Source organism: Dorea sp. BIOML-A1 (assembly GCF_009875615.1).
In the GTDB taxonomy this organism is placed as follows: domain Bacteria; phylum Bacillota; class Clostridia; order Lachnospirales; family Lachnospiraceae; genus Dorea_A; species Dorea_A amylophila.
Genome location: NZ_WWSA01000004.1, coordinates 132,950 through 155,491 on the forward strand (window position 1 = coordinate 132,950; position 22,542 = coordinate 155,491).

Sequence of the window (22,542 nt, forward strand, 5' to 3'; positions counted from 1 at the left end):
TTTATACAACCTCCTTTACATTGACCTGCAGATTGTTATCATCATCTATTACCATATCAACTCCCATAGCAGGTAATTGATTCAGCAATGTCTGATAACAATCATCAAAATCAAAAGTGATCTCTATATTCTTTTTATCATATACTCTGATTTGCCTGATCAGTTCTACCACCACAGTGCGGGACAGTTCTTCAATATCCTGATATTTCACAAAATAATCCAGCCAGGTATTGGCTTTGTCTGCTTTTTCCAGCTCGTTATCCATTTCTTTCTGGATCGCACGGATACTCTCTTCCGCATTTCTAAGCCGCTTTCCATATGCTGCATGAAGCTCTACATAGTCTTCTTTTGATACAATGCCCTCTTTCATATCCGAATAGAGCATCATCCGTAACTCCTTACAGCGTTCTTTCTCCTGCTTTTTCTTCTCCAGCCTGTCCTGCAGCTTTTTCATATTGATCTCCTGAAATGGCACAGTACCGATAAATTCCAGGACTCTTTTCAGGTGCAGGATATTCTGGATATGCTGTTTCAACATCACTAATACGGCATCTTCCAGATCCTTTTCCGGTATTCTATGACTGGAACAGCGTTTTGTTTCTTTATTTGTGGAACATAGATAATAAGCATATTTTTTTCCTGCCACAGTAGAAACCTTTCTTGTCATAGGTGCTCCACAATCCGCACATACAGCAATTCCGGATAACAGATATACCTGCTTTTGGTCAGGTGAAGTACGTGTATCCATGCCAAGAAGCCTCTGAACAATTTCAAAATCACGGTCACTCACCAGAGGTTCATGATTTTTCTCAATCCGGATCCAGTCATCTTCCGGTTTCACATAAGTCTGCTTCACTTTATGGTTTGGAGTTGTCCTTTTTCCCTGTACAAGGTTTCCGATATAAACCTCGTTTTCCAGTATCCTGCGGACCGTAACGGAACTCCAAAGTGCCTGTTCTTTCTGCCGGAAACCTGTTTCATAACGACTGCCGCTGCTTATTTTATACTCAAATGGGGAAAGAATACCCAGTTCATTTAAACGATTAGCGATCGCATCCTGACTCATTCCCTGCAGCTTCATCTTAAAAATATCCTGTACTACACCGCCCGCCGATGGATCAATCTCTAATTTATGCTTATCTGTCTTTGTCTTCCTGTATCCAAATGCTACAAACGGAGTCACGCACTCGCCTTTTTTCCTCTTAATCTCAAGATTACTCCTGATCTTAATAGAAATATCACGACAATAAGCATCGTTGATTAAATTTTTAAATGGGATAATGATTTCGTCTGCCTGATTCTTTCCCTTAAGACTGTCATAATTATCATTGATGGCAATAAAACGCACACCAAGAGCCGGGAATAATCTCTCGATATACTTCCCGGAATCAATATATTCCCTTCCAAATCGTGATAAATCTTTTACCACTACGCAGTCTACAATCCCATGCCGGATATCTTCCAGCATTGCCTGGAATGCAGGGCGCTCAAAATTAGAGCCTGAGTAGCCATCATCAACTCGGACTGAAACAACTTCAATATCTTTTTTGTCTTTCAGGAAATCCAGAATCAAAGCTTTCTGGTTAGAAATGCTGTTACTTTCCAGTTTTGCTGAACTGGAAATATCGCCATCTTCTTTAGATAATCTGACATAGATGGCGGCATGATAAATTTTGTTGATATTCTGATACATATCTTACCTCCTTTTATTACGTCAGAAAATCCATGTAATAAAAGGGGGCTGCATAATTTGTCCTTACCGACATTCTAACACAGTCCCCTCAATTTTACCAGTACTTTTTCAGACACTCAGAAGCATATTCTCAAATGCCTGCTCCATAGATATACCGTTATTTGCAAATCTGACTTTTACTTTCATATTACCGATCCGGACCAGATAAGGATTTCCTACTTTATTCAGAAAAATATCTCTCCGTTCCTGAAGCGATTTATTTCTGTCTGTTTTTATCATCCGTAGATCAGTCATTTCATTGATATCCACATCACTGAAATCCTGATCCAGATAATTTCTATATTCCTCTGCTGTCATGCCCTTCTCCTTCCATTCCCATCTGAATCCGTACTGCTTTCAGTACCCGATCCAGGCTCCACTTATTTACTCTTCCGCATTTCTCAATAATACATTTTGTAGAAATACTCATAACCTGTTCAGCCAATGCCAGGCTTCCTTTTCGGATCCCTGTCATATCGTACTTACTGATAAATACATGTGTTGGCAAATACCGCTTCTTATATATTCTTGACGTCAGCGGAACTACTGTAATGACTGAACTGTATGTATTAGCTTTGTTGTTACTTACTACGATCACCGGTCTTACTCCACCCTGAACCGAAGTTGTCGGAAACATACCGAGATCCGCCCATAAGATATCTCCTCTTCGAATCGTCACTTGTCATCTCTCCAATCTTTTTTTATTTGTAAAGCATCCCTAGCGCTATATTGGCTCCACAGGAATACGGCAGAGTTCCTTTCCAAGATGGAAAGCTCTGCCGCATAACCTCTATAACCAATTTGATTATTAAACAGTGCTCGCTCGATTCTATTTATCCTCGATACCCCGAATCGTTACTCCTGCATCTGCAGGAAGGGAATAATAACCTGTCCGAATGCTATACTCCGGACCACAACCCAAAAACTCTCGTTTCCAGGCTCTGGCAGTTCATAGGTTTACCAATTACAGACTTCTCAGGGTCTGCAAGTGTATCGCATCTCACACATGTCATCGCATCACCAGCCTGCCGACTGGCTTTGGTCAGTGCTTTTTCGCAGTATTATTAGCTCAAAAAAGTTTCTTACGTCTTATAATCCTATAGCGGCATCTTCCTCGTGCTCTCTGCATGAAATGTCACGTCAGTTATTATTGAATATTCAGTTATCATGGTTCATTTTAGGAAGTCCTTTAACTTCCTCTAATTACTAAAGTCAAATGACTTTGGCAGATGCAAAAGATTTTGAAAAAATTTTTAAAAAAATTTATTCATATACATTTCACGCATCTTATTAAGAATGGATTTCAGCTTGTATGACAGCATCTGTCTGGAAATTCCCATAATCTCTGCCATCTGTGTCTGTGTCTTGTTTTCAAAGAAAATGCCGTAAATAATCATGCGTTCCTCGGAGTTCAGCTGATTGATCACTTTGTGGATATCCTGCTGTTCCATTTTCGTCAGTACACTGTGCTCCACGTCGCAATTCAGATCCGGGAAATCCTCAATCATGAATCCTTCTCCATCAATGGACTGCCCACTGTAAGGCACCTCCCGCAGCATCTTATCCACGACTTTCCCCTCTTCGTTCTTAATCTCAACTTTTTTTGCCTTGCTGCTTCTGTAAAAATTGTTCATCGCATACGCAACTTCTTTTGTAACCTCGATCATTTCTCCATCAATATTTGCGTAGTACTTTCCTTCGTAAAAATATGGGTGTTCAATATACATATCCGTTCCTCCTGAATTTGAAATCTCGTTGCTTGTTTCAAATCCAGAAGGTGGACCTCTGTTTTGGCTCATGCCTGCTCCGCCTTTATCCTGCCGGGACACGCCCGCAGTTATTGGCTGCGAAATTCAGGCACGAAAAAAAGCCCCAGTAGTTTTTTCTTAACTACTGAGGCTTTCGTCTCTTATCTAATATTCAGTTATCTATGCCTTCTTTCTTCAGCATAATCATTGTATCAGGATAAAGTTCACAAAGTATCCGCAATACATCCCTGTAAGTTCATACCATAACAGGAATCGTACATATTTCGGTGTAAAAAGTTCACCGTGTTATTCTTCTACATTTTTTCCATCTATATATAGTTGAAATTTATCAGGATTATTGACAACATCATACTCCTTTCCATATTCTACAGGTCTGTATTTGGCTGTCATTACCGATTCCCCATCTTCAATATCCTCTTTCCATAAATAGATGTTCATATCAAGACTCGTCGCATATCCCCTGTCTGTGGAGAATTTTGTCGAATGAAAAGAATTCTCCTTGTACATCTGCAAAAGTTCTCTTGCAAACGCTTCTCTATCCTCAATATTTTCCCGGTTAGCTACTACGGTAAGATTTTCATCCCGATTTATGGAAAATGTTCCTACTACATCAGGTTCACCTTCCTTATGACCAGATTCAGGTTTCCCATAAATACTTCCTGCAGCAATTATCAAGATGACTGCTCCTGAGATCACTGCAATTATCTTTTTCTTCATATTTTCATTAATTTCCTTTTAATTGTTTTACTGCGTAATTGATTACTTCTTCCGGTGTAGGTCTGTCTCCTTTAAGATTTACCTTCTTCCATTCTGCCTGTACAGCCGGATCTGGATCATCAAATCCAGCATCAATCGCTATCTGCATTTCCCGACGCACCTCTTCTGGTGTCGTATTGTACTTTTCTGCAATCTTCTCATAAATAGTTTTCACTCTCATTCATTTTCCTCCAATGTATAAGTAGGATTACAACTTGTTCTATAGAACCAATTTAGCATATTTCTATTATCATGAAAAGACACTTTACAACTTAAAGCTAAATAAAAGGTCAAAAAAAAGAAGAGCTACTTGCTCTTCCCAGTTTGTCATATTACTCTTCCAATAATGTATGAATTACTTTGATAACTTTTTTCTGCTCTTTGATCGGAAGTTTTTCTATTTTCTCTGCCAGCTCATTGGTAACACCTGTAACTGAATGTGCCACAACATCAATCAAAAGAGTATCTGCAGAAACATCTAATGCATTTGCAATTGCAACAAAGGTATCCAATTTTGTAACTTTCAAGCCTCTCTCTATTACACTCACATGCGTCGGACTTAAATTTACTAATGCAGCCAGTTCCTCTTGCGTGAGATTTTTTGCTTCTCGTGCTGATTTGATTCGCTGTCCTACTGCTTTCAAATCCATCGTAACACCTCCTTCAGAACGAATAATCGTTCTGAATTTAGTATACTTGTGGATATCTTAAATATACAGAATCGCAAAGCCAAGTTCTAATTCTACAGAACTATATTCAAAGTTTTTCTTTGCATTTTCGTAAAAAAGCGTTATGATTGAATCAGTTAAATCAAAGGAGGTATCAAATCATGAAATCACATAAATACTGGTCCTTAGGCGCACTTTTCTGTATGTTGGGATGCATTTATTCTGGAATCAAAAAATCTATGACTGCACATAAATACTTTGCCTATTCTTCATTGCTTTGTATGGGCATGTCCATTTATTCCGGTCACAAACTGGTTTCTCCAAAGAAGAAAAAAATCACTGAATCAAATAATAGTGAGAATAGTTAAAAAAAATTGACTTTTATTCATCAAAGACAAAGTTGCTGGAGAATATTTTTTCTCTCCAGCAACTTTCTTTATCTTTAAGCCATTGAAACACAATAATTTCCAATCAGCTTCGTCCAACTATTATATTTATTCTTTTCACACACCTTTCGGCAAATTTCATTTTCCATCAACACACAGAACATCTTATCATAATCAAATGCCCAAACAGCACCATTCACATGGTTTTCCACTGCTTTCTGATCTATGCTCTTTAAGCGTGTGACCATTTTTTCAATTTCTCCATTTCCCAAGTTACCGATATTTTTACAGATAAACCGAAAGAAATTCAACGTTGCATATTCGTCATACCAATGGAACTCTTCTGGATTGTTTTTAATTTTACTGGCTCGCTGCTGTTCTTTGATTATCTGATCAGCTACACCTTTCATCGAATCTTCGTATCTCATATTACTCACCTACTCTTCCTCAACACCCAGTGACGGTTTAAATCTTTTATCCTTTGCCTGCGGCACCACGATCTCATAAAAATAAAATCCCAGATACCCAAGTGCCTGCTTCTTCATTTTATAAAAAGAAGTCCTGCCTATTCCTAACTCCTGCTGTACTTCCACATCTGTCTTATTATAATGACTGCAAAAACAAGAATGAAGGATCTCACTGAGCATCACACCATTCGGTGCATAAAACTTCACCAGTGTCATTCCACGATAGATCATATCTGACAAGCCGTAAATGATCATCAGGTTATTCATTTCCCGGTGCATCTTTGGCACATTCAGCTGATTGTTATAAATACTCAGATAACTCAACGCATATGCCATATCTTCATTGATCTTCTCCTGACACTCCATATCCAGTTCTTCCAATACAACCTGGTTTTCTAAAATCAGTTTCTGGTAGCTTGTCATCAGTTCTTTAATATCAGTATAATGTCTTTCGATCGTTACTTCCAGATAATTCTGTGCATGGTTTGCCATCTGGAAGGTAATTTCTTTCATTGATTTAATTGCATAATCTCTATCTGTCATCAGTTTCAAAATCTCCTTATCATCATCACACTAACTGGCGGTCTTTCAGACCAGTTCGCTTTCCCCATGATTTTGATGGGAAGCAATTACTTACTACAATTTGCAGAAGCGGATATCCAAAAGGCATTGTGGGAGCTGCCTTTGCTGACCGGAATCCATCTTCTTATGTAAAACCTGCAGGAATATAAAGGGAAAGTGACTATCCCTGCCGGTTAATAATCCATATAATATCGTCTATACCTATCTCTCCTTATGCTGTTTTTCTCTCCATAAACCATTTATCCACTTCATAGAATAAATGGCTTTCCTGTCCCTGTATCATACAGGTGTACATCATTCCTACACCGCCTGCCTTTCTGCTGGCGCATCGCTCGATTTTCAAAATTCTGTCGATGTTATATTTTCTTCCATCCTCCCATGTAAAAAATATGGGAACCAGTTGTCCGTCTTTCCGGAACTCTGCCACTACATCTACATATACTTTATTCATGCCGACACCTCACTATAAAATCTCGATTGCTCTTGGCGATGCCGGAATCCTTCGGATATATCCATTTAGCTCCAACTGCTTGATTCTGGAAAATGCTGATGATGTTGATTTCACCCCGATCAATTTTCCAAATTCCCGTATTGTCGGTGGATATCCATGTTCATTGGTATATCGTAAAATACACTGATAACTTTCTTCCTGTTTTCTGGTTAATGCTTTTTTCAAATCTATCCCTCCAATTACCCATGAAAATAACTGTGTGGATGGATCGTGTGCGTACCAGCGTCTAAGTGGGATAAGACTTTATCCTGATACATTGCCGCTCGCTGTATACTGAAATAACCAAACCGTCGTCTGATCTCATCTACAGTACGATCCAGCTTCTCTAACTTTTCCTTTTTCTCCTGATTTCCAAATAAATCCAACTGCACGGGAATATCATCTAACACAAGATCCGCAGCTCGGATTCCCAGGCTTCTAATGGGATGTTCCCATTTGTAATTATCTTTAAATAGCTGAAATGCTGCAGTTACAATCTCGTTTGTAATATTCGTTGGCTGTCGTAAATGTATCTGTCTGGAAAAACTATACAATCCATTATCTCGAACTGTAATTTCTACTGTTTTGCATTTAAATCCATGTTTCCGCAATCGTGCAGCTACACTTTCTGCCAATGCTATTTGAATGATCCAGACATCCAGATCATTTTCCAGATCTCTCGGTGTTGTAGTGCTATTACCTATCGACTTTACTGGTGCTTCATATCCTTCCTTGCAAACCGGATCTTCATCCCAGCCATTTGCGAAAGCCCATAATACATTTCCTATTTTTCCAAAATGACTCTCTAACAACTTTTCGTCTGATTCCGCAAGTTGCCCGATTGTCCGGATTCCAAGTTTTTGCAATTTCTTATTCGTCTGTCTTCCGACATAAAGCAAATCTGACGCTGGAAGCTGCCATATCCTGTCTTTATAATTTTCTCGATTAAGCTCTGTGATTGCATCCGGCTTTTTATAATCCGAGCCAAGTTTCGCATAAATCTTATTCCAGGAAATTCCAATACTCACTGTTACTCCAAGTTCGTATTTAATCCGATGGCTGATTTCTCTCGCAATTGTCATTCCTCTTCCTTTCAGATTTCCACTGCCTGATACATCCAGCCAGGCTTCATCAATTCCATATGGCTCAATTTTGTCTGTATACTCTGAATAGATTTCTCTTGCCATTTGTGAAAATCGCAAATATAAATCCATCCGTGGCGGTACAAAAATAATTTCCGGGCAAACCTGTTTCGCCTGCCATAATGCCATTCCGGTTTTTACTCCTTTTTTCTTGGCAATATAATTTGCTGTCAGTACAATTCCATGCCGGGCTTCCGGATCGCCACCTACTGCCAGAGGCATTCCGGCAAATTCCGGATGATGTAGCATTTCTACACTGGCGTAAAAACAGTTCATATCACTATGCAGGATCACACGCTCATTCAAACTTTTCACCTCCCAGCTGTTTCCTTCAACATAATGTCTTATCAATTTCTGTATGTTTAGTATATATCGACATTCCGGAGATAGTCAAGTGACATCTTGGTTGTATTTTCTCCATTTCGGAGATTATTCTTGATTTTATTTCTAACATACGGTATAATGCATATAGAAAATTCAAATAGAAATGAGGCGAACAAATGCGTAATTTCGGGGAAATATTAGCAGAAAATAGAAAAAAGAAAGGATACTCTCAATCAGATCTGGTAGACCTGCTTTCTCAAGAAGGTATTCAGGTCACTACAAAAGCAATCTCCAAATGGGAGACCAATGCACGAGAACCAGCTTTACATGTTTTCCTGACACTTTGCCAGTTACTTGATATCGAAGATATATATGAATCCTTCTTTGGAGAAAACCCATATAACATTATGAGTGGATTGAATGAAGAAGGCAGAAATAAATTGATTGAATTTGCTGATATTTTGAAAGCTTCTAAAAAGTTTTCTCCACTGTCTGCAAAGATTATCCCATTCCATCATCCTGTAGAAATTACCTGGGAACCAGTTTCTGCTGGTACTGGAAATTACCTGGAGGATTCTGTAAAAGAAACCTATGACGTAGGACACCTTGCTCCTGAGCAGACTGACTTTGGTGTACGGATTTCCGGTGACAGTATGGAGCCACTTTATCATACAGGCGATGTTGCATGGATTCAGAAAAAAGATTCTCTTGCTAATGGTGAAATTGGAATCTTCTATCTCAACGGCAATACTTACATCAAGGAATTACACGATGAGCCAGATGGTGTTTATCTGATCTCTTTAAATCAAAAATATCGTCCTATCCAGGTTTTGGAATCTGACTCTTTTAAGATTTTTGGAAAAGTAATCGGGAAATGCAAAGGTGCAGAAATTCCGGGATTTCATTAGATTTCAACAGCAGGTTCATGATCCTACTGATAACAATAAGCAAAGGAAGTGATTGAATGGCAATCAATAATACATTAAAAGATATTCGTGAAGAACGGAATCTCATTCAAGCAGATTTGGCTGAAGCCATAGGTTCCTGCAGCCAGACGATAGGCCGCATCGAACGTGGAGAACGAAATCCCTCTCTTGAGATTGCAATCCGGCTGGCACATTACCTGAAAGTGCCTGTAGAAGATATTTTTCAAGTTGAAGACTGAAGCACAACAGCCAGAAAACCGAGGAGTAAAATCCCCGGTTTTCCTTTTGCTCAAAAATCACTGTAATCCACTTACATTTTCTTCTTTTCTGCCTGCTCCGTCAATCAGGTCATAGCTCATATCCAAAAAGTCCAGTGTCTTAGCCTCACTGACAGAACCATCCAGTAAAATCGTGATCCAGTGCTGCTTATTCATATGGTATCCAGGTAAAAATCCATAAGTCTGAATAATCATATTCGTCATGTCCGGATCACACTTTACGTCCATGATATCAACCGGATCTTTTCCTTCTAATCCCAGTTTCGATTTTTCAACCGTCATGACCACAGCATACCATTTTCCATTCTTATGTCGTAGCACAGCATTATCTGGTGATTGTGCCCATAAATACTCCGGCACCGTACCATACTGTTTCTTCACATATTCAAAAATTTCTTCTTTCTTCACAGTTTATTCAACTCCTGATTCTTCTGATATCCTGCCCATAATCATACCATATTTTCAGTTCCCGTACTACCTGCCAAATTCTTTTGCATTTTCCCGGTTCTCCTGACTTTAACTAATAGAGGGGTAAAACAGCAAGGACAGGAAGTGAGGATACACTTCCGGAAAATCCCAATTTAGGGTACCCTGCCCTGAATTGAAAAACGCTGAAAGCAACGATACTACTGCCCTCTCAGAAAGGAGAAACTGCTAATGGCTGAAAGAAAAAGAAACAAAGAAATTCATTTTTATGTCACAGAAGAAGAACGAAAGCTAATCCGCAGGAAGATGATAGAATCAAAAACCAAGAACATGGGAGCTTATCTGCGTAAGATGGCAATCGACGGCTACATCGTCAACACAGATACAACTCCTCTGAAGAAACAGTATGAGGAAATGCACAAGATTGGCATAAATATCAACCAGATTGCAAAAAAGGTAAATACCACCGGAGATCTATATCCGGAAGAAATGCAAGAATTGAAAGAGATGGTGAAAGAACTATGGCATATATTAAGATCTTCCCCATTAAAGTAACAGACAAGAAAGCTCTGGACTATATCACGAATCCAGACAAGACTGATGAAAAACTGCTGGTTTCCAGTTTTGGCTGTTCCCCGGAAACTGCTGATCTCGAATTTTCCATGACTAGAGAAATGGCAAAAAAGAATGGAATGGACAAAGGTAATAACCTGGCATTTCATCTGATCCAGTCATTTAAACCTGGAGAAGTTGATGCCGAAACTGCCCATCGCTTAGGACAGCAATTTGCAGCCGAAGTACTGAAAGGAAAATATGAATACGTGATCAGTACCCATGTTGATAAAAAGCACATTCATAACCATATCATCTTCAACGCTGCAAGCTTTGTTGATCATCACAAGTATGTTTCCAATAAGCGGAGCTACCATAAACTCTGCAGAATCAGTAATCGTATCTGCCTGGAAAATGGACTTGCCACCAGTATGCCAACCGGAGAAAAAGGAAAAAGCTATAAAGAGAACATGGAATATCATCGTGGCACCAGTTGGAAAGCCAAGCTACGTGTTGCAGTTGATAAAGCAATCTGGACTTCCATCAACTATGAGGAATTTCTACAAAAAATGCAGTTAGCTGGATATGAAGTCCGGCAGGGAAAGCATCTTTCTTTCCGTGCACCGGAACAAAAAAATTTCACTTATATGAAATCTCTGGGAAGTTATTATACGGAAGAAAACGTCCGCATCCACTTAGCTAAAAATCGTAGCAAAGTGAAAACTCCAAAACATCTGTCCAGAGAAGCTCGCCTGTATATCAATATCTCCACGTATGTAACGACTGGCAATCGAGAAGGATTTGAACATTGGGCAAAACTCAATAATCTAAAAGAGGCAGCCCGCACCTTCAACTATCTTTCAGAAAATAACCTACTGAATTATGAGGATTTCAGGCAGCATGTTTCTGATGTTGATGCTTCTGTTAAAGCGGCTGATCAGAGAATAGCACACATCACCAGTGAGCTAAGCACGCAGAAAGTCATTCAGAAACACTGTGATTCTTACCGGCTCTGCCGTAAAGTGATAGAAGATTGCAAATCTGCAAAAAATCCAAAAGAATACCGTTCCAAGCATCTGGCAGAATACCAACTCCACGATTCACTAAAAAAAGAGCTTCAGGATCTCGGTGTTACCAAAATCCCTAGCTCTGAAAAAATCCAGAAGCGGATTGAAAATCTTGAATCTGAACAAGCTGCTACCGTCCGGGAAAAACAGAAATTACAGAAAAAGCAGAAAACACTGGATATCATTCAGCAAAATTTCTCTGTGCTGCTCGATGCTCCTGAAATCAATTCAGACTTACTTCCGGCAAAACGGGAACCTGTTTCTGTCACAAGAGATAAATAAGATTGCACTGACAACTCAATTATTCTCTTCCAAATCTTCCCAAGGTTTCAGACCCATTTCCTCCCAGGTGACACCATACGGTGCACCTCCGGAGGTATAACCGGCAATAACGAAAAATCTGTCATCTTGCAAGATTTCTTCTTTAGCCAGATTATCTCTTGTTTCTTGTTTCCGTCTTGCTCGCCTCTGCTGCTTCTTTTGTTTCGCAACAGCTGCTTTTTCTTCCGGCGTTTTCTTATGTTTTTTTGCCATAAGTGTTTCTATTATAATTCCATTCTGAATGTCTCTCAGGATACGTTCTTCATAACTCTTTTCACGCTTTTCAACAATTTTATAAAATTCTTCATATTCCGTTTTAGGAGCAAGCGATTGAACTGCCGTAAACAAACTTTTGCATATATCATTCATTTCAGTAGCATCCGGCATTCGCTGATTCTCAAGATAAAACTTCAAGTGCATTTTGTATGTTTTATCTGCTATTGCACTCTTCTGTTTTTGTTTTAAGTCTTTATAGCTTCTGTCGTTCCTCTGCATCTACAATTCCTCATCTGCCTTCTTTCTCCCGTGCCATCAAAAGCATTTTTTCAAAAGACTGAGCGAATCTTTCATCATCTTCCTCCGTCCGCTTCTTCGGTCCCTTGACATGACATTTACGGGAACTTCTTCTGGCTTTTTTACTCAGGTGACGTTCCATTAGCATCTGATCAATATTATCATCCGTGTACCATTTACCTGATTGATGAATAGCATAAGCACCTTTTCCCAATGCCATTGCAGCCACACCATAGTCCTGTGATACGACAATATCTCCTTTATGGCAGATACTAATCAGTTTATAATCTACTGCATCTGCTCCTGCACCGACAACAACAACTTTACTATAAGTCGATGACAGAACATGGTTTGTATCACACAACAACATTACCGGAACACTATTATCTTTTGCAATCTTTTCAATGATCGCAACCACTGGGCAGGCATCTGCATCAACAAATATTTGCATCTTTCTATTTCTCCTCTGAACCATTATAAGAATAAGCTCTGCTGTTCGTATTCTGCCTCTCGTTTTAGCTGAACCGGTACCTGATGCAGAATTTGCTCCATTTTCCTGTCATCGAACCAATCTTTCAGCTGTCCTTTTTCCAATATCAGCGGCATACGATCATGTACTTTTATCATAGATTCATTGGCTGCTGTAGTCATAATCACAAATCGTCGTTCATTCTCAAACCAATCACAGAAGCCAGCCATATACAATACTGGTGCATCATATCTGGAAAATGTATTTTTCTCTTTTAACCGATTCCATTCATAGAACCCACTTGCCGGTATCAAAATGCGGTGATAGAGGATTCCATTTCGAAAAGAAGGTTTGTCCATAACAGATTCTGCTCTTGCATTTATAACCAGATTCTTTCCTTGTGACAATGGATATCCCCACTTGCAAACATCCAGTTTCAATCCATGTTCTGATTTTTCAATGATCGGTGCTACATTGGTTGGAAAGATATCTCCTGCAAAATGTTCCTGCCGGATCCGTTGGTCTATATCATGCACTACTTTTTCGATTTCATCTGCCATATCAGAATCAATATAATATCTACCACACATAATACTTCCTTCACTTATAGATTCTATTTCATCAAATATACATCATTTATTTCTAGGCACTTTAAACTCAGTTAATCTATAATTTTGAATCCACCCCATACATTCTTCACCATCTTCATTCTCCCAAATTATCTGTCGCCACTTTTTATATTTATCTATAATTCTAACAACTTTCCCTTCCTCAAGCTTTTCAATTACAATCGAATGGCAGTCATGCTTCAGTCGTACAATAGATTCTCTATTAACGATTCTATATTTAGTCGTATTTAGCTCCTTCGCATCATATCCCATTCCAACGATGTAATAATTATTGACTTGTTGTGTATAATTGTAATTATTTATCGTTGTTGCTGAAGAATTCGTAACTCCCAAAACAACTGATATAATCGTAATAATAAAGTTCAGCCATTCTCGTATTTCTTTAACATCTATCGTTCGTTTTTCTTCTATTGGCAAATTCTGCTTCTCTTTATTTATCGAAAGATTCGTTGCTCTTTCATATTCCGATGCAATAGTTTCTGACACCGTATCAATATCCCATTCTTCGGATTCTGAGAAAACTTGATCGGTAACTCTTCCCAATAAATTTATATGAGGCTTCTGGCATAATGGTGGAAGCCTAACACCATAAATTAACAACACCATATTGAAAAAACACTTGTGTCCTTTAATGTATTAACTGCGAAGAAAAACACAAAAGGAGTATTCACAAGTGGCTTCAGTTAATACATTATGCAAAAGTGTCCTTAATGTCAAGAACACAGTTATAAAAAATTGTAATCTTTACTCTGATAAGAATGGAGTTAAACATATTCGTATCCAAGCAAGACCTAATAAATGGCACGAGAACGACTGCCCATTCTGCCATAAATCATGCCCTGTTTATGATAAACATTCCAGTAGTATAATGCCGAGATATTACGAAGATAACTCGTAGAAAATGCAAAGTCCAGTCGCAAGTTTAGACACGATATTGCTCTTAACAGTCGTATAAAATCAACATTTGCAGGGATTTATCAAATTCCGACATACCGTCTTAGAAAATGAATAATCCCTCGCAATTCATTATGAACTACGAGGGACTGCTTACTGACTGTTAAAGCGGTAGCCGATCTCACGAACACTATCTATGGAAAAGTGAGAGTTTGTATCACAAAGTTTTTTACGAAGATTCCGAATGTGAAAGCCTACGGTATCCTTTTCATTGCCTGCTGATATTTCGCCCCACACCTTATCATAAATCTGCTCGTATGTAAGAACACGACCTTTATTGGCTGCGAGCAAGCAGAGTATATCGTACTCTTTGACGGTCAGTTCAATTTCCTGACCGTTATTGATAACTCTGCGCCGGCTCAAATTGATTTCTAAGCCGGAAAGGGATAATGTCGGCTCATATGAAATCTCTAATTTTTCAAAATCAGGGTGCTGTTTTACAAAAGCCAGCATATCGTCAAAGGCTGTTGAGTCTTGTACTTTGAACTCCATTATTACGATTCGTCCGATATTATCACCCCCCTTGGTTAGTTTTTTTGTCTTGGACAACATAAGATTTATTGCGTGAGATAATACGATTCATCAATCGTTTTCAGAATAAAATTCACATCGTCATAACGAGAGGAATCGGACTGAGAGCCTAAACTGCATATCAAAAACTCTTTTCCGTGCTGCTGATAAAGCACAATCAAGTTATAGTCGTCAGACAGAGAGCCAGTCTTAATTCCGCATACATTTTCGTTGTAATATTCGGATGTCTGGTCCTATGTCAAGATTTAGTACAAGTTAAAATGAGAAATTTCTCCCCATTTTAACTTGCCAGAAGCTCAGCCTCAGTGTGTGTTCTTTCATACACTCGTTCGAATTCGTTTGGCGACATATAGTTGCAATGGCTATGAATTCGTTTCGTATTGTAGAAAGCTTCCAGATATTCAAAAATCAACTGGTATGCCTGCTTATAGTCGCGAATTTTAAAGCGATTGAGCCATTCACGTTTGATAATAGAATGAAAGGATTCAATGCATGCATTATCCCACGGAAAAGCTTTCTTCGAATAACTGCGCTGCATATTTTCGGTTGCTTTTTTATATTCCTTTGCAATATATTGGCTGCCACGATCCGAATGGATAATTAATGGCTGATCGATATTTCGGTGAGCTTTGGCTTTGTTTATAGTATCAATCACGCAAGATACTTCCAGTGTTTCTGAAAGCGTCCAGGCTATGATTTTTCTGGAAAATAAATCCATAACACTGGTCAGATAGACAAATCCATCTATTGTCCAGATGTAGGTAATATCCGAACACCAGACTGCATTCGGACGATCAGGATTAAATTGCTCATCAAGGATATTTTGTAATTCAGTGCTGAAATCGGAATCTTTTGTGGTGATCGTCCATGGTTTGCTCCACTGAGCACGGATTCCCATTTGGCGCATATATGTACCAACGGTTCTTTCCGAAATGACTTCACCAGTTTTTCGAAGTTCTACAGTGATTTTCGGAGCACCGTAGTTCTGCTTGGAATCATCATAAATATCCTGTATTTTTGCTTTTACAGCTTTACGACGTTTTTCTGTATCAGAAGGTACGTGGTGGAGCCATGCAAGATATCCTGAGCGAGAGACACCTAAAAATTTCAACATTCCGGAGACGGAAACCCGGCGTCCAGCCTTTTTGGCAGCTTCCGTCTTCTCAGACACTTCAAGATAAATGGCTTCCGTCATTTTCCCAGAATGTTGATTGCTTTTTTTAACACATCAAGTGCATCTTGGGCATCACGTAATTCACGTCTGAGACGGGCAATTTCCTTCTGCTCATCAGATGCATAATTACCAGAACCACGAACAGGAATATCACCTGATTCCCGGAAGTCTTTCAGCCATTTTGTTAATGTGCTGTATCCGATGCCAAGATTTTCTGCACATCCACGTACTCCGAGATCTTTGTGATCCTGATAGTATTGGACTGCATCAAGTTTAAATTGTTTGTCATGTTGCTTTGCCATATGAGATCCTCCTTCAGCATGCCTCTATTGTATCATGCTTATGTGTATTTGGAATTTCTCATTTTGGCTTGTACTATTTATATTCTAGCACCAGTCGGATCAAGGAAGGCGTTTGTATTCTGCCATATTTGTGTACTGCCATCAGGCAGTGTTGCCGTATAAGTGTTTTGAGATACAATTTCTCTAAACCACGAGTATTCCAACAACCGATATACTACTTCTTTCAAATCTAAAGTGGTGGTAAGTGCCTCCATATCAAAACCACTCGGATCATATAAAACTGTGTCTAAGTACCCCTGCTGTTGCAAATGCAGGTTTAAGTTCTCCATGAAAATCCTCACACGCTCTTGACAGCTTTCTGCTTGCGGCGAAAGTAATCCTCCACAATAATCAGCAACCACATAAGCTGCGTCATTCCCTGACGGTACTAACATTGCCGCAAATAGATTGTGTAAAAAGTATTCTTTTTCCTTGATTTGAGCAACAGACGAGCCAGGTTTCGTGAGTGAAATAGCACCATAGTCTGCAACAACGATACTATCAAGGTCTGCTAAAGTTGACGCATACTCAATAACAAACAGCTTGGCTAAACTTGCAGGAATTTGTGGCTCGTTCTCGTTTTTTGAAACAAATATTTCATCATCAGAACAATCCACCAAAATCAGCGATTTTGCATTATAAGAGTCAGGAAAATCTTCTTTGTAGAGAAAACCATTTATTTTATTCTTTACCTCTCTGAAATTTTCCGGCTGCATTGCCCACGGCACAAACATTATACCTATGCCGATACAAACTACAAGCAAAAACAAAAATACTCCAAATCGTTTTTTCTTACGGCGTTTTCTCTGCATATATGTGCTCACCTCCCAACACCAAAACTCCTATGTGCCATTTTTAATCGGCATAATTTGCCTGAATACACTCTGTAAATCCAGACGGATCTCCCAACTTAGCTTTATCAATATTATCACGAAGATATTTGCGTGTGGCGTCATCACAGCGATCTGTTCCCATATAAGGCATATCAAAGGCTTTTTCGAGTTCAGCTAAGGCTTTTGCCGCCCTTTCCGAATCCGTATTGTAAGTATCAAGCCATTCCTGCATCCAAGAATATTCCCAAAGGTTAGATGCTCTTGTATCGCCATATCCTATCTGAAAAGACGCTCCCGTATCTTCGCCTTCCAAAGCATCAGGCGGCGTAAAGCCCTCCGGCCAATTCAAACTCTCAATGGTCGTTAGGTATTCTTCTTCAATGGTAGCAAAGTCCGTGAAACCTCTTGTGTTTGTGTCGGAGTCCGAAGAAGTGGAGCAGCCTGCCAGCATAATCACCAGCAAAGAAATCATAACACACAATAACAGTCTGTACGGTCTTTCGGATTTTGAGATTGTTCGTTTCATTTTGTTTCCTCCTTGAATTGAGTTTTATTATCTAAGAGCCAATGCAGGCTCTAATTTTGCTGCTTTCAATGCTGGTAATAATCCGCCCAATAATGCTGTAAGCACAGACACAGCAACTGCAACAACAGCAACGCTGATTGGATAACTCGGTGTTCCCACCGGGGAATCCACAGGGAGCAACGCTCCAATACAATGCACCAAAATCAGCGAAATCAAAATAGCTGCAAAGCAAACGAATATTGATAAAATCAACTGTGAGCCTAAAACCAATGCCACAATATTTGTTCGTGAAGCACCTATCGCTCTGCGGATCAGCAACTCATGTGTGCGCTGTTCCAATGAAGATAGTCCGATATTGATCTGCCCTAATACGGAAACAAACAGCAACAAAAGCGAAGTAACCAAAAGCCCTAATTGCAGTATGGACAATACCGAATCATAGGTATCTCCAATATCACTCCGCCCAGCACTTTCCCAGTAACCGCCAATGGTATCAGTCAAAATGTCGCCAAGGGCAGAATGTATCTGTTCGATTGTCAGTCCTGTTGTGGGATGCCAATACACATTTGCATTTTGTACTTGCCACATTGCTGGTGCGAAATTGAGGATCGCCGCAGAATCCGCATAGATAGTCGGAAAATCCCTGCCATCGTTTACTACTCCGACAATATTGAATGGGGTTAACGAAAGTGTGCTTTTTACATTTCCTGCAGCATAGGGCGAATCATTAAAATAGTTTTTAGCTTCTTTGTTTATGACCACTTCAAGCGATCCGCCCTCACTCGAAGGCTCTAACCATCTACCGGATGTCATTGGAAGATTATAGACTTGACTATATGCCTCCGTGGTGCAAACTAAATCAAAAGCCATCAGGTTTTGGTAAACATCATTCGGCGGTATTGGCGTTAAATCTTTCATTGGTGCAAATCGAATATCTTCTCCCATAGAAAAAGTAACAGCGGCTACATCATCAATGGCTTCAAATCTCTGGAATAATTGTTCCATTTTATTTCTATCGTGAAAATCGGATTCCGTTATCACGAATGAGTAAGTAGGTGACCAGCCATATACCTGTGCGTTTACGGAAATCAAATACTCCCGTCCAAGCGTACCAACTAATACCGATCCAAGCATTGCGATAATGCCTACAAGCATTGAAACACTTGTCAGAATACTTCTAAGTGGAGACAGACGAAGGTCTTTAAGTATCATTTTTAGCACAAGTTATCCTCCCTCCATCCATTTCAAAAATCGTATCACAGGTATCTGCAATATCAGGATCGTGCGTAACCAACAGCAGCATAATTCCATTTTCTTTTACGACGCTGTGCAACAGTTCCATAATCTGCGTTCCCGTCTTTTTATCCAACGCTCCCGTAGGCTCATCACATAAAATGGCTTCCGGAGATACTGCAAGCGCCCTTGCGATTGCAACTCTTTGTTGTTCACCGCCGGACAAATTGATTGGGTAATCATTTTCCTTGCTTTCTAAGCCGACACTTTTTAGCAAGCCTGTAATTATCTCGTGACGCTGTTTGGCGGTAAACGACTTTTTGGCATAGAGTAGGGGTAATTCGATATTTTCCCATACCCGCAAGTGCTTAATCAGAGAGTAGTTCTGAAATACAAATCCGATATTATTGGCTCGCAGTATAGACAGATCACGGTCTTTCAAAGCAGAAATAGATATACCATCATAAAGGTACTCGCCCTCATATTCCCGATTTAACAAGCCAATAATGGATATAAGGCTTGTTTTGCCTGAGCCGGACTTTCCGACAATGGCATAACTGCGCCCTCGTTGCAATTCCATATTAGCGTTGGTTACTGTTGTCAGCATATCGCCATTATTCAATTTGACGCTTGCTTTCAAATCCTTTATTTTGATTAAAGTCTTTTCGGAAATTCCTTTCATTTTATCAAATCCCCCTCGGATCAAGGTTTGGCGGAGTAGCAGAAACTACATCGCCCTCCTCTAAGCCGGACAGTATTTCTATATTGGCTCCGTCTGTCACACCCAATGTCACTTTTGTTTCCACTCTTTCTCCATTCGGAGTAATTACAGTAACCAATCCCGTCCCTTGTCTACCCGCTATTACCGACAGCGGCAATATAAGGACATCATTTCTCGTTGTCGCCGTTATGACTACCGTTGCACTTTGCCCCGATTTCACATCGACTGTTTGACTGATCAAGCATTGCAGAATGCCCTCTTGCGGCACGATTCCCGTAAACGCATTTTCATCTGCGGCAGGCGACACCACGGCAATCATATCGGTTGGTCCTACACCATCATATACTTGAAATTTTGCTTTCAACTCTGCATACTCCGGTAAGGTACTCAAAAAATTATCTGCCTCTACATTGAGGGCAAATCCTGTATAATGCACTATCGCTACGGGATAATTACTCGGTACGCTTTCATTGGATGGGGCAATAGAGGTAATTGTACCATCCACCGGAGATTTCAATTCTTTGCCGTTCACAGTTCCAATAATTTGCCCGGCAGTGATTTTTTCTTCTAATTCTACCGCTGTATTAAATATGCCATTTTCGGGTGAGGAAATAATAAACGGTACTGCCGGAACAATAGTCGTTTGCGTTGAAACGGTTGGAGTAATTGTCCCTCGTACAACTGATACCGTTTTTTCTGCGGATGTTGCGCTATCTGTAAGATTGTTTTCGTCTGTCTGCCCAATTGCAGAGCAGGCAGATAGCGTAAATACAAGAAACAAAATAGAACATAGCAGCATTTGTTTTCTTAGCAACTTCATCATTCCTCCTTATGCTGTATCACAAAAAATACGAGCCTCTATCTTGATACTTTTATTGTACCAAAACAGAAGCCCGTATTTTCTTGATTGCTCGTAAGATATTCCTCTTTTTTTCTATGCAAATTCTTACAATTTTCCTACGCCAACGGCAAAGTAATTGAAAACTTGTTTTGATCCTCTTGGCTCTCTGCAACGATTGTACCATTGTGTAGTTCAACAATCTGCTTTGCAATCGCCAAACCTAATCCAGCTCCTCCACTGCTTGTACTTCTCGCTGCGTCAAGCCGATAAAACTGCTCGAAAATCCTGTTTAACTTTTCTTCCGGCAGAGTATCGCCGTGGTTACAAAAAATAATGCTGACCGTATCTTCCTGACATTGTGCGCTGATCGTGATATCCGTATTTTCAAAACTGTAGATAACCGCATTTCTCAAAAGGTTATCAAAAACACGCTGAATTTTGTCTGCGTCACATCGAAGCATTATATCATCATCAACACAAAGATTACATTGCAAATTCTTTGATTTGAGCATAGGCTTAAATTCATATACAAGTTGCTCCAGCAGGCGAGTTAAATTGATTTTCGTGTATTGTAATGTAATATCGTATATATTGAATCGTGTTATCTCGAAAAACTCGTTAATCAGATCCTCTAACCGTTCTGCCTTACCAAGAGTGATTGAAAGGTACTTTTCTCGAAGTTCCTTTGAGATTTGCGACTCATCACGCAGTAAAGTAAGATACCCGATTACAGAAGAAAGCGGTGTTTTCAAATCGTGTGCAAGATACATAATCAGGTCATTTTTTCGCTGCTCATTTTCTTTTGCAAGCCTTGCATTACTTTCAGCCTCTTGTTTTAACTGATTGATGTTAGCGGCGATTTCACTCAACTCCGGGGACATTTCAATGTAACTGACATTCTGATCGAACATTTTTCCTGTCGCAGCCTGTACCTCGTACACATAGGCGACTACTTTTTTCAAAAGTAGGTATGTCATGTATATAATACAGCCACCCCACACGATTACAGCCACTATATAAAGATATACTGTTCTGTAATACAAGTAATAATACAAAACATACTTGCGGAGAATTTCCTCTGCCATAATTCCTAAAAGAAAAGTACCGCCAAAAATAAGCACAGAGCAAATCGCACATTGAATTACATACCCTTTGAACAAGGTAGAGAGCAGATAGTTTTTTTCTTTTTTATTCAATTTCATACCCTACCCCCCAAACAGTTTTAATGAACTTCGGATTTTTTGAAGGTTCATTCAATTTTTCCCGAAGCCGCCCAATGTGCGCCATTACCGTATTGTTACTGTTGCGAAGATACTTTTCTTTCCACACGGCTTCAAATAATTCCTCCGAGGCGACAACTTTACCCTGATGTTCGCACAGATACCACAGAATAGAAAACTCCAACGGAGTCAAGGCTATTTCTTTGCCATACAAGTAGCACTTGTGGCTGACTCTGTTTATCAGTAGACCTCTGATGTCATACTCGTCTTTTTCTTCGGATTGGCTCAAATTAGGACTGTTATAGCTCTGATAACGCCTTAATTGCGTCTTTACTCTTGCCACAACCTCTAAAGGATTAAACGGTTTCGTTATATAATCATCCGCACCAATCGTAAGCCCCATAATCTTGTCGCTATCCTCAATTTTGGCGGTAAGCATAATAATAGGGAAGTAAAACTTTTCCCGAATTTTTTGGCAAAGTCGAAAACCATCAATATCCGGCAGCATAATATCAAGTATCGCTAAATCAATCTGCGACTGTTTGATACATTTCATCGCCTCTAACCCATTATAACATTTATATACTGAATAACCATCGTTACTCAAATACACTTCAAGCAGATCAACGATTTCTTTTTCGTCATCCACAATTAAAATCTTCTTGTTCATT

The 22,542-nt window shown here is 39.5% G+C and carries 32 protein-coding genes; 5 read left to right on the forward strand and 27 right to left on the reverse strand.

The window, feature by feature from the left end; translation table 11 throughout:
* Position 1: 1 nt before the first annotated feature.
* From GT508_RS02825 to GT508_RS02855, 7 genes are all read right to left on the reverse strand, one after another.
* Positions 2-1,693: a recombinase family protein gene (locus GT508_RS02825; RefSeq protein ID WP_023922627.1), complete on the reverse strand. Its 1,692-nt coding sequence runs from the start codon at positions 1,691-1,693 to the stop codon at positions 2-4.
* A 108-nt stretch (positions 1,694-1,801) separates the two neighbouring features.
* Positions 1,802-2,050 carry a DUF6870 family protein gene (locus GT508_RS02830; RefSeq protein WP_012744260.1) on the reverse strand — a complete coding sequence of 83 codons (249 nt, stop codon included), beginning with the start codon at positions 2,048-2,050 and terminating at the stop codon, positions 1,802-1,804.
* Positions 2,031-2,411 (reverse strand): type II toxin-antitoxin system PemK/MazF family toxin, encoded by a 381-nt coding sequence (locus GT508_RS02835; protein ID WP_012744261.1) that lies wholly within the window; start codon positions 2,409-2,411, stop codon positions 2,031-2,033. The genes GT508_RS02830 and GT508_RS02835 overlap by 20 nt, the downstream gene beginning before the upstream one ends.
* Positions 2,412-2,985: 574 nt before the next feature.
* Positions 2,986-3,459 carry a sigma-70 family RNA polymerase sigma factor gene (locus GT508_RS02840; protein WP_173019911.1) on the reverse strand — a complete coding sequence of 158 codons (474 nt, stop codon included), beginning with the start codon at positions 3,457-3,459 and terminating at the stop codon, positions 2,986-2,988.
* Positions 3,460-3,786: 327 nt separating this feature from the next.
* Entirely contained in the window at positions 3,787-4,218 is a 432-nt protein-coding gene (locus GT508_RS02845) for a hypothetical protein (protein WP_155234637.1), read from the reverse strand.
* 7 nt (positions 4,219-4,225) lie between these two features.
* Positions 4,226-4,438, reverse strand: coding sequence for a sporulation initiation factor Spo0A C-terminal domain-containing protein (locus tag GT508_RS02850; protein ID WP_155234638.1), 213 nt, complete (start codon positions 4,436-4,438; stop codon positions 4,226-4,228).
* A gap of 151 nt (positions 4,439-4,589) precedes the next feature.
* Positions 4,590-4,907, reverse strand: a complete 318-nt coding sequence (locus GT508_RS02855) for a helix-turn-helix domain-containing protein (RefSeq protein ID WP_155234639.1) — start codon at positions 4,905-4,907, stop codon at positions 4,590-4,592.
* A 179-nt stretch (positions 4,908-5,086) separates the two neighbouring features.
* On the opposite strand from GT508_RS02855, the gene GT508_RS02860 reads away from it, so the two are divergent.
* On the forward strand, positions 5,087-5,293 hold the full coding sequence (locus GT508_RS02860; protein WP_008688150.1) for a DUF6219 family protein: 207 nt from the start codon (positions 5,087-5,089) through the stop codon (positions 5,291-5,293).
* 74 nt (positions 5,294-5,367) lie between these two features.
* Here GT508_RS02860 and GT508_RS02865 read toward each other — a convergent pair whose 3' ends face one another.
* The 5 genes from GT508_RS02865 to dinB all read right to left on the reverse strand — a co-directional run bounded on the left by GT508_RS02865 (position 5,368) and on the right by dinB (position 8,298).
* Positions 5,368-5,739 (reverse strand): hypothetical protein, encoded by a 372-nt coding sequence (locus GT508_RS02865; RefSeq protein WP_155234640.1) that lies wholly within the window; start codon positions 5,737-5,739, stop codon positions 5,368-5,370.
* 9 nt (positions 5,740-5,748) lie between these two features.
* Positions 5,749-6,321 carry a hypothetical protein gene (locus GT508_RS02870; protein ID WP_117649053.1) on the reverse strand — a complete coding sequence of 191 codons (573 nt, stop codon included), beginning with the start codon at positions 6,319-6,321 and terminating at the stop codon, positions 5,749-5,751.
* Between the two features lie 250 nt (positions 6,322-6,571).
* On the reverse strand, positions 6,572-6,811 hold the full coding sequence (locus tag GT508_RS02875) for a hypothetical protein (RefSeq protein WP_055180584.1): 240 nt from the start codon (positions 6,809-6,811) through the stop codon (positions 6,572-6,574).
* Positions 6,812-6,823: 12 nt separating this feature from the next.
* Complete coding sequence (locus GT508_RS02880) at positions 6,824-7,036, reverse strand: DNA-binding protein (protein WP_024720752.1); 213 nt, start codon at positions 7,034-7,036, stop codon at positions 6,824-6,826.
* A 14-nt stretch (positions 7,037-7,050) separates the two neighbouring features.
* The gene (gene dinB, locus GT508_RS02885) at positions 7,051-8,298 is read right to left on the reverse strand and encodes a DNA polymerase IV (RefSeq protein WP_117649055.1); all 1,248 of its coding nucleotides are present in this window, start codon (positions 8,296-8,298) and stop codon (positions 7,051-7,053) included.
* A 458-nt stretch (positions 8,299-8,756) separates the two neighbouring features.
* Between dinB and GT508_RS15125 the strand changes: the two genes are divergently transcribed.
* Both GT508_RS15125 and GT508_RS02895 read left to right on the forward strand, forming a co-directional pair.
* Positions 8,757-9,224, forward strand: coding sequence for a S24 family peptidase (locus GT508_RS15125; RefSeq protein WP_243144053.1), 468 nt, complete (start codon positions 8,757-8,759; stop codon positions 9,222-9,224).
* 56 nt (positions 9,225-9,280) lie between these two features.
* A complete protein-coding gene (locus GT508_RS02895; RefSeq protein WP_005344265.1) occupies positions 9,281-9,481 on the forward strand; it encodes a helix-turn-helix transcriptional regulator in 201 nt (66 codons plus the stop codon).
* 57 nt (positions 9,482-9,538) lie between these two features.
* Here GT508_RS02895 and GT508_RS02900 read toward each other — a convergent pair whose 3' ends face one another.
* Positions 9,539-9,928 (reverse strand): MmcQ/YjbR family DNA-binding protein, encoded by a 390-nt coding sequence (locus tag GT508_RS02900; RefSeq protein WP_012744272.1) that lies wholly within the window; start codon positions 9,926-9,928, stop codon positions 9,539-9,541.
* A gap of 249 nt (positions 9,929-10,177) precedes the next feature.
* On the opposite strand from GT508_RS02900, the gene GT508_RS02905 reads away from it, so the two are divergent.
* A complete protein-coding gene (locus tag GT508_RS02905) occupies positions 10,178-10,501 on the forward strand; it encodes a MobC family plasmid mobilization relaxosome protein (RefSeq protein ID WP_012744273.1) in 324 nt (107 codons plus the stop codon).
* Positions 10,468-11,847 carry a relaxase/mobilization nuclease domain-containing protein gene (locus GT508_RS02910; RefSeq protein WP_012744274.1) on the forward strand — a complete coding sequence of 460 codons (1,380 nt, stop codon included), beginning with the start codon at positions 10,468-10,470 and terminating at the stop codon, positions 11,845-11,847. The genes GT508_RS02905 and GT508_RS02910 overlap by 34 nt, the downstream gene beginning before the upstream one ends.
* A 15-nt stretch (positions 11,848-11,862) precedes the next feature.
* Here GT508_RS02910 and GT508_RS14580 read toward each other — a convergent pair whose 3' ends face one another.
* The 14 genes from GT508_RS14580 to vanR form a co-directional block, all read right to left on the reverse strand.
* Positions 11,863-12,381 carry a hypothetical protein gene (locus GT508_RS14580; RefSeq protein WP_012744275.1) on the reverse strand — a complete coding sequence of 173 codons (519 nt, stop codon included), beginning with the start codon at positions 12,379-12,381 and terminating at the stop codon, positions 11,863-11,865.
* A 10-nt stretch (positions 12,382-12,391) separates the two neighbouring features.
* Positions 12,392-12,850 (reverse strand): YaiI/YqxD family protein, encoded by a 459-nt coding sequence (locus GT508_RS02920; protein WP_015514506.1) that lies wholly within the window; start codon positions 12,848-12,850, stop codon positions 12,392-12,394.
* 23 nt (positions 12,851-12,873) lie between these two features.
* Positions 12,874-13,458 (reverse strand): SOS response-associated peptidase, encoded by a 585-nt coding sequence (locus tag GT508_RS02925; RefSeq protein WP_012744277.1) that lies wholly within the window; start codon positions 13,456-13,458, stop codon positions 12,874-12,876.
* A 42-nt stretch (positions 13,459-13,500) separates the two neighbouring features.
* A complete protein-coding gene (locus GT508_RS02930) occupies positions 13,501-14,103 on the reverse strand; it encodes a hypothetical protein (RefSeq protein WP_015514507.1) in 603 nt (200 codons plus the stop codon).
* Between the two features lie 441 nt (positions 14,104-14,544).
* A complete protein-coding gene (locus GT508_RS02935; RefSeq protein WP_243144054.1) occupies positions 14,545-14,943 on the reverse strand; it encodes a winged helix-turn-helix domain-containing protein in 399 nt (132 codons plus the stop codon).
* A gap of 319 nt (positions 14,944-15,262) precedes the next feature.
* A complete protein-coding gene (locus tag GT508_RS02945) occupies positions 15,263-16,177 on the reverse strand; it encodes an IS3 family transposase (protein ID WP_155234615.1) in 915 nt (304 codons plus the stop codon).
* Positions 16,174-16,458, reverse strand: coding sequence for a transposase (locus GT508_RS02950; protein WP_005612369.1), 285 nt, complete (start codon positions 16,456-16,458; stop codon positions 16,174-16,176). Before GT508_RS02950 ends, GT508_RS02945 begins: the two co-directional genes overlap by 4 nt.
* A 77-nt stretch (positions 16,459-16,535) precedes the next feature.
* Complete coding sequence (locus GT508_RS02955; RefSeq protein WP_243133797.1) at positions 16,536-17,309, reverse strand: peptidase S11; 774 nt, start codon at positions 17,307-17,309, stop codon at positions 16,536-16,538.
* A gap of 43 nt (positions 17,310-17,352) precedes the next feature.
* Positions 17,353-17,856, reverse strand: coding sequence for a hypothetical protein (locus GT508_RS02960; RefSeq protein ID WP_015514509.1), 504 nt, complete (start codon positions 17,854-17,856; stop codon positions 17,353-17,355).
* A 27-nt stretch (positions 17,857-17,883) separates the two neighbouring features.
* Positions 17,884-19,068, reverse strand: coding sequence for an ABC transporter permease (locus GT508_RS02965; protein WP_117456454.1), 1,185 nt, complete (start codon positions 19,066-19,068; stop codon positions 17,884-17,886).
* Entirely contained in the window at positions 19,058-19,771 is a 714-nt protein-coding gene (locus GT508_RS02970; protein WP_004853372.1) for an ABC transporter ATP-binding protein, read from the reverse strand. Before GT508_RS02970 ends, GT508_RS02965 begins: the two co-directional genes overlap by 11 nt.
* A 4-nt stretch (positions 19,772-19,775) precedes the next feature.
* On the reverse strand, positions 19,776-20,633 hold the full coding sequence (locus GT508_RS02975) for a hypothetical protein (RefSeq protein ID WP_025580548.1): 858 nt from the start codon (positions 20,631-20,633) through the stop codon (positions 19,776-19,778).
* A gap of 134 nt (positions 20,634-20,767) precedes the next feature.
* On the reverse strand, positions 20,768-21,853 hold the full coding sequence (locus GT508_RS02980; protein ID WP_008703821.1) for a sensor histidine kinase: 1,086 nt from the start codon (positions 21,851-21,853) through the stop codon (positions 20,768-20,770).
* Positions 21,840-22,541: a VanR-ABDEGLN family response regulator transcription factor gene (gene vanR / locus GT508_RS02985; RefSeq protein ID WP_004853366.1), complete on the reverse strand. Its 702-nt coding sequence runs from the start codon at positions 22,539-22,541 to the stop codon at positions 21,840-21,842. The genes GT508_RS02980 and vanR overlap by 14 nt, the downstream gene beginning before the upstream one ends.
* Between the last annotated feature and the right edge of the window lies 1 nt (position 22,542).

Excerpts from the sequence above, each read along its gene's own strand:
- GT508_RS02960 (WP_015514509.1), bottom strand. The coding sequence starts at position 17,856 with ATGAAACGAACAATCTCAAAATCCGAAAGACCGTACAGACTGTTATTG.
- GT508_RS02855 (WP_155234639.1), bottom strand. The coding sequence starts at position 4,907 with ATGGATTTGAAAGCAGTAGGACAGCGAATCAAATCAGCACGAGAAGCA.
- GT508_RS02925 (WP_012744277.1), bottom strand. The coding sequence starts at position 13,458 with ATGTGTGGTAGATATTATATTGATTCTGATATGGCAGATGAAATCGAA.
- GT508_RS02945 (WP_155234615.1), bottom strand. The coding sequence starts at position 16,177 with ATGACGGAAGCCATTTATCTTGAAGTGTCTGAGAAGACGGAAGCTGCC.
- GT508_RS02920 (WP_015514506.1), bottom strand. The coding sequence starts at position 12,850 with ATGCAAATATTTGTTGATGCAGATGCCTGCCCAGTGGTTGCGATCATT.
- GT508_RS02870 (WP_117649053.1), bottom strand. The coding sequence starts at position 6,321 with ATGACAGATAGAGATTATGCAATTAAATCAATGAAAGAAATTACCTTC.
- GT508_RS02965 (WP_117456454.1), bottom strand. The coding sequence starts at position 19,068 with ATGATACTTAAAGACCTTCGTCTGTCTCCACTTAGAAGTATTCTGACA.
- GT508_RS02970 (WP_004853372.1), bottom strand. The coding sequence starts at position 19,771 with ATGAAAGGAATTTCCGAAAAGACTTTAATCAAAATAAAGGATTTGAAA.
- GT508_RS02950 (WP_005612369.1), bottom strand. The coding sequence starts at position 16,458 with ATGGCAAAGCAACATGACAAACAATTTAAACTTGATGCAGTCCAATAC.
- GT508_RS02930 (WP_015514507.1), bottom strand. The coding sequence starts at position 14,103 with ATGGTGTTGTTAATTTATGGTGTTAGGCTTCCACCATTATGCCAGAAG.
- GT508_RS02980 (WP_008703821.1), bottom strand. The coding sequence starts at position 21,853 with ATGAAATTGAATAAAAAAGAAAAAAACTATCTGCTCTCTACCTTGTTC.
- GT508_RS02865 (WP_155234640.1), bottom strand. The coding sequence starts at position 5,739 with ATGAGATACGAAGATTCGATGAAAGGTGTAGCTGATCAGATAATCAAA.
- GT508_RS02935 (WP_243144054.1), bottom strand. The coding sequence starts at position 14,943 with ATGGAGTTCAAAGTACAAGACTCAACAGCCTTTGACGATATGCTGGCT.
- GT508_RS02955 (WP_243133797.1), bottom strand. The coding sequence starts at position 17,309 with ATGCAGAGAAAACGCCGTAAGAAAAAACGATTTGGAGTATTTTTGTTT.
- GT508_RS02905 (WP_012744273.1), top strand. The coding sequence starts at position 10,178 with ATGGCTGAAAGAAAAAGAAACAAAGAAATTCATTTTTATGTCACAGAA.
- GT508_RS02910 (WP_012744274.1), top strand. The coding sequence starts at position 10,468 with ATGGCATATATTAAGATCTTCCCCATTAAAGTAACAGACAAGAAAGCT.
- GT508_RS02825 (WP_023922627.1), bottom strand. The coding sequence starts at position 1,693 with ATGTATCAGAATATCAACAAAATTTATCATGCCGCCATCTATGTCAGA.
- GT508_RS02845 (WP_155234637.1), bottom strand. The coding sequence starts at position 4,218 with ATGAAGAAAAAGATAATTGCAGTGATCTCAGGAGCAGTCATCTTGATA.
- GT508_RS02875 (WP_055180584.1), bottom strand. The coding sequence starts at position 6,811 with ATGAATAAAGTATATGTAGATGTAGTGGCAGAGTTCCGGAAAGACGGA.
- GT508_RS02975 (WP_025580548.1), bottom strand. The coding sequence starts at position 20,633 with ATGATGAAGTTGCTAAGAAAACAAATGCTGCTATGTTCTATTTTGTTT.
- GT508_RS02840 (WP_173019911.1), bottom strand. The coding sequence starts at position 3,459 with ATGTATATTGAACACCCATATTTTTACGAAGGAAAGTACTACGCAAAT.
- GT508_RS14580 (WP_012744275.1), bottom strand. The coding sequence starts at position 12,381 with ATGCAGAGGAACGACAGAAGCTATAAAGACTTAAAACAAAAACAGAAG.
- GT508_RS02830 (WP_012744260.1), bottom strand. The coding sequence starts at position 2,050 with ATGACAGCAGAGGAATATAGAAATTATCTGGATCAGGATTTCAGTGAT.
- GT508_RS02850 (WP_155234638.1), bottom strand. The coding sequence starts at position 4,438 with ATGAGAGTGAAAACTATTTATGAGAAGATTGCAGAAAAGTACAATACG.
- vanR (WP_004853366.1), bottom strand. The coding sequence starts at position 22,541 with ATGAACAAGAAGATTTTAATTGTGGATGACGAAAAAGAAATCGTTGAT.
- GT508_RS02860 (WP_008688150.1), top strand. The coding sequence starts at position 5,087 with ATGAAATCACATAAATACTGGTCCTTAGGCGCACTTTTCTGTATGTTG.
- GT508_RS02895 (WP_005344265.1), top strand. The coding sequence starts at position 9,281 with ATGGCAATCAATAATACATTAAAAGATATTCGTGAAGAACGGAATCTC.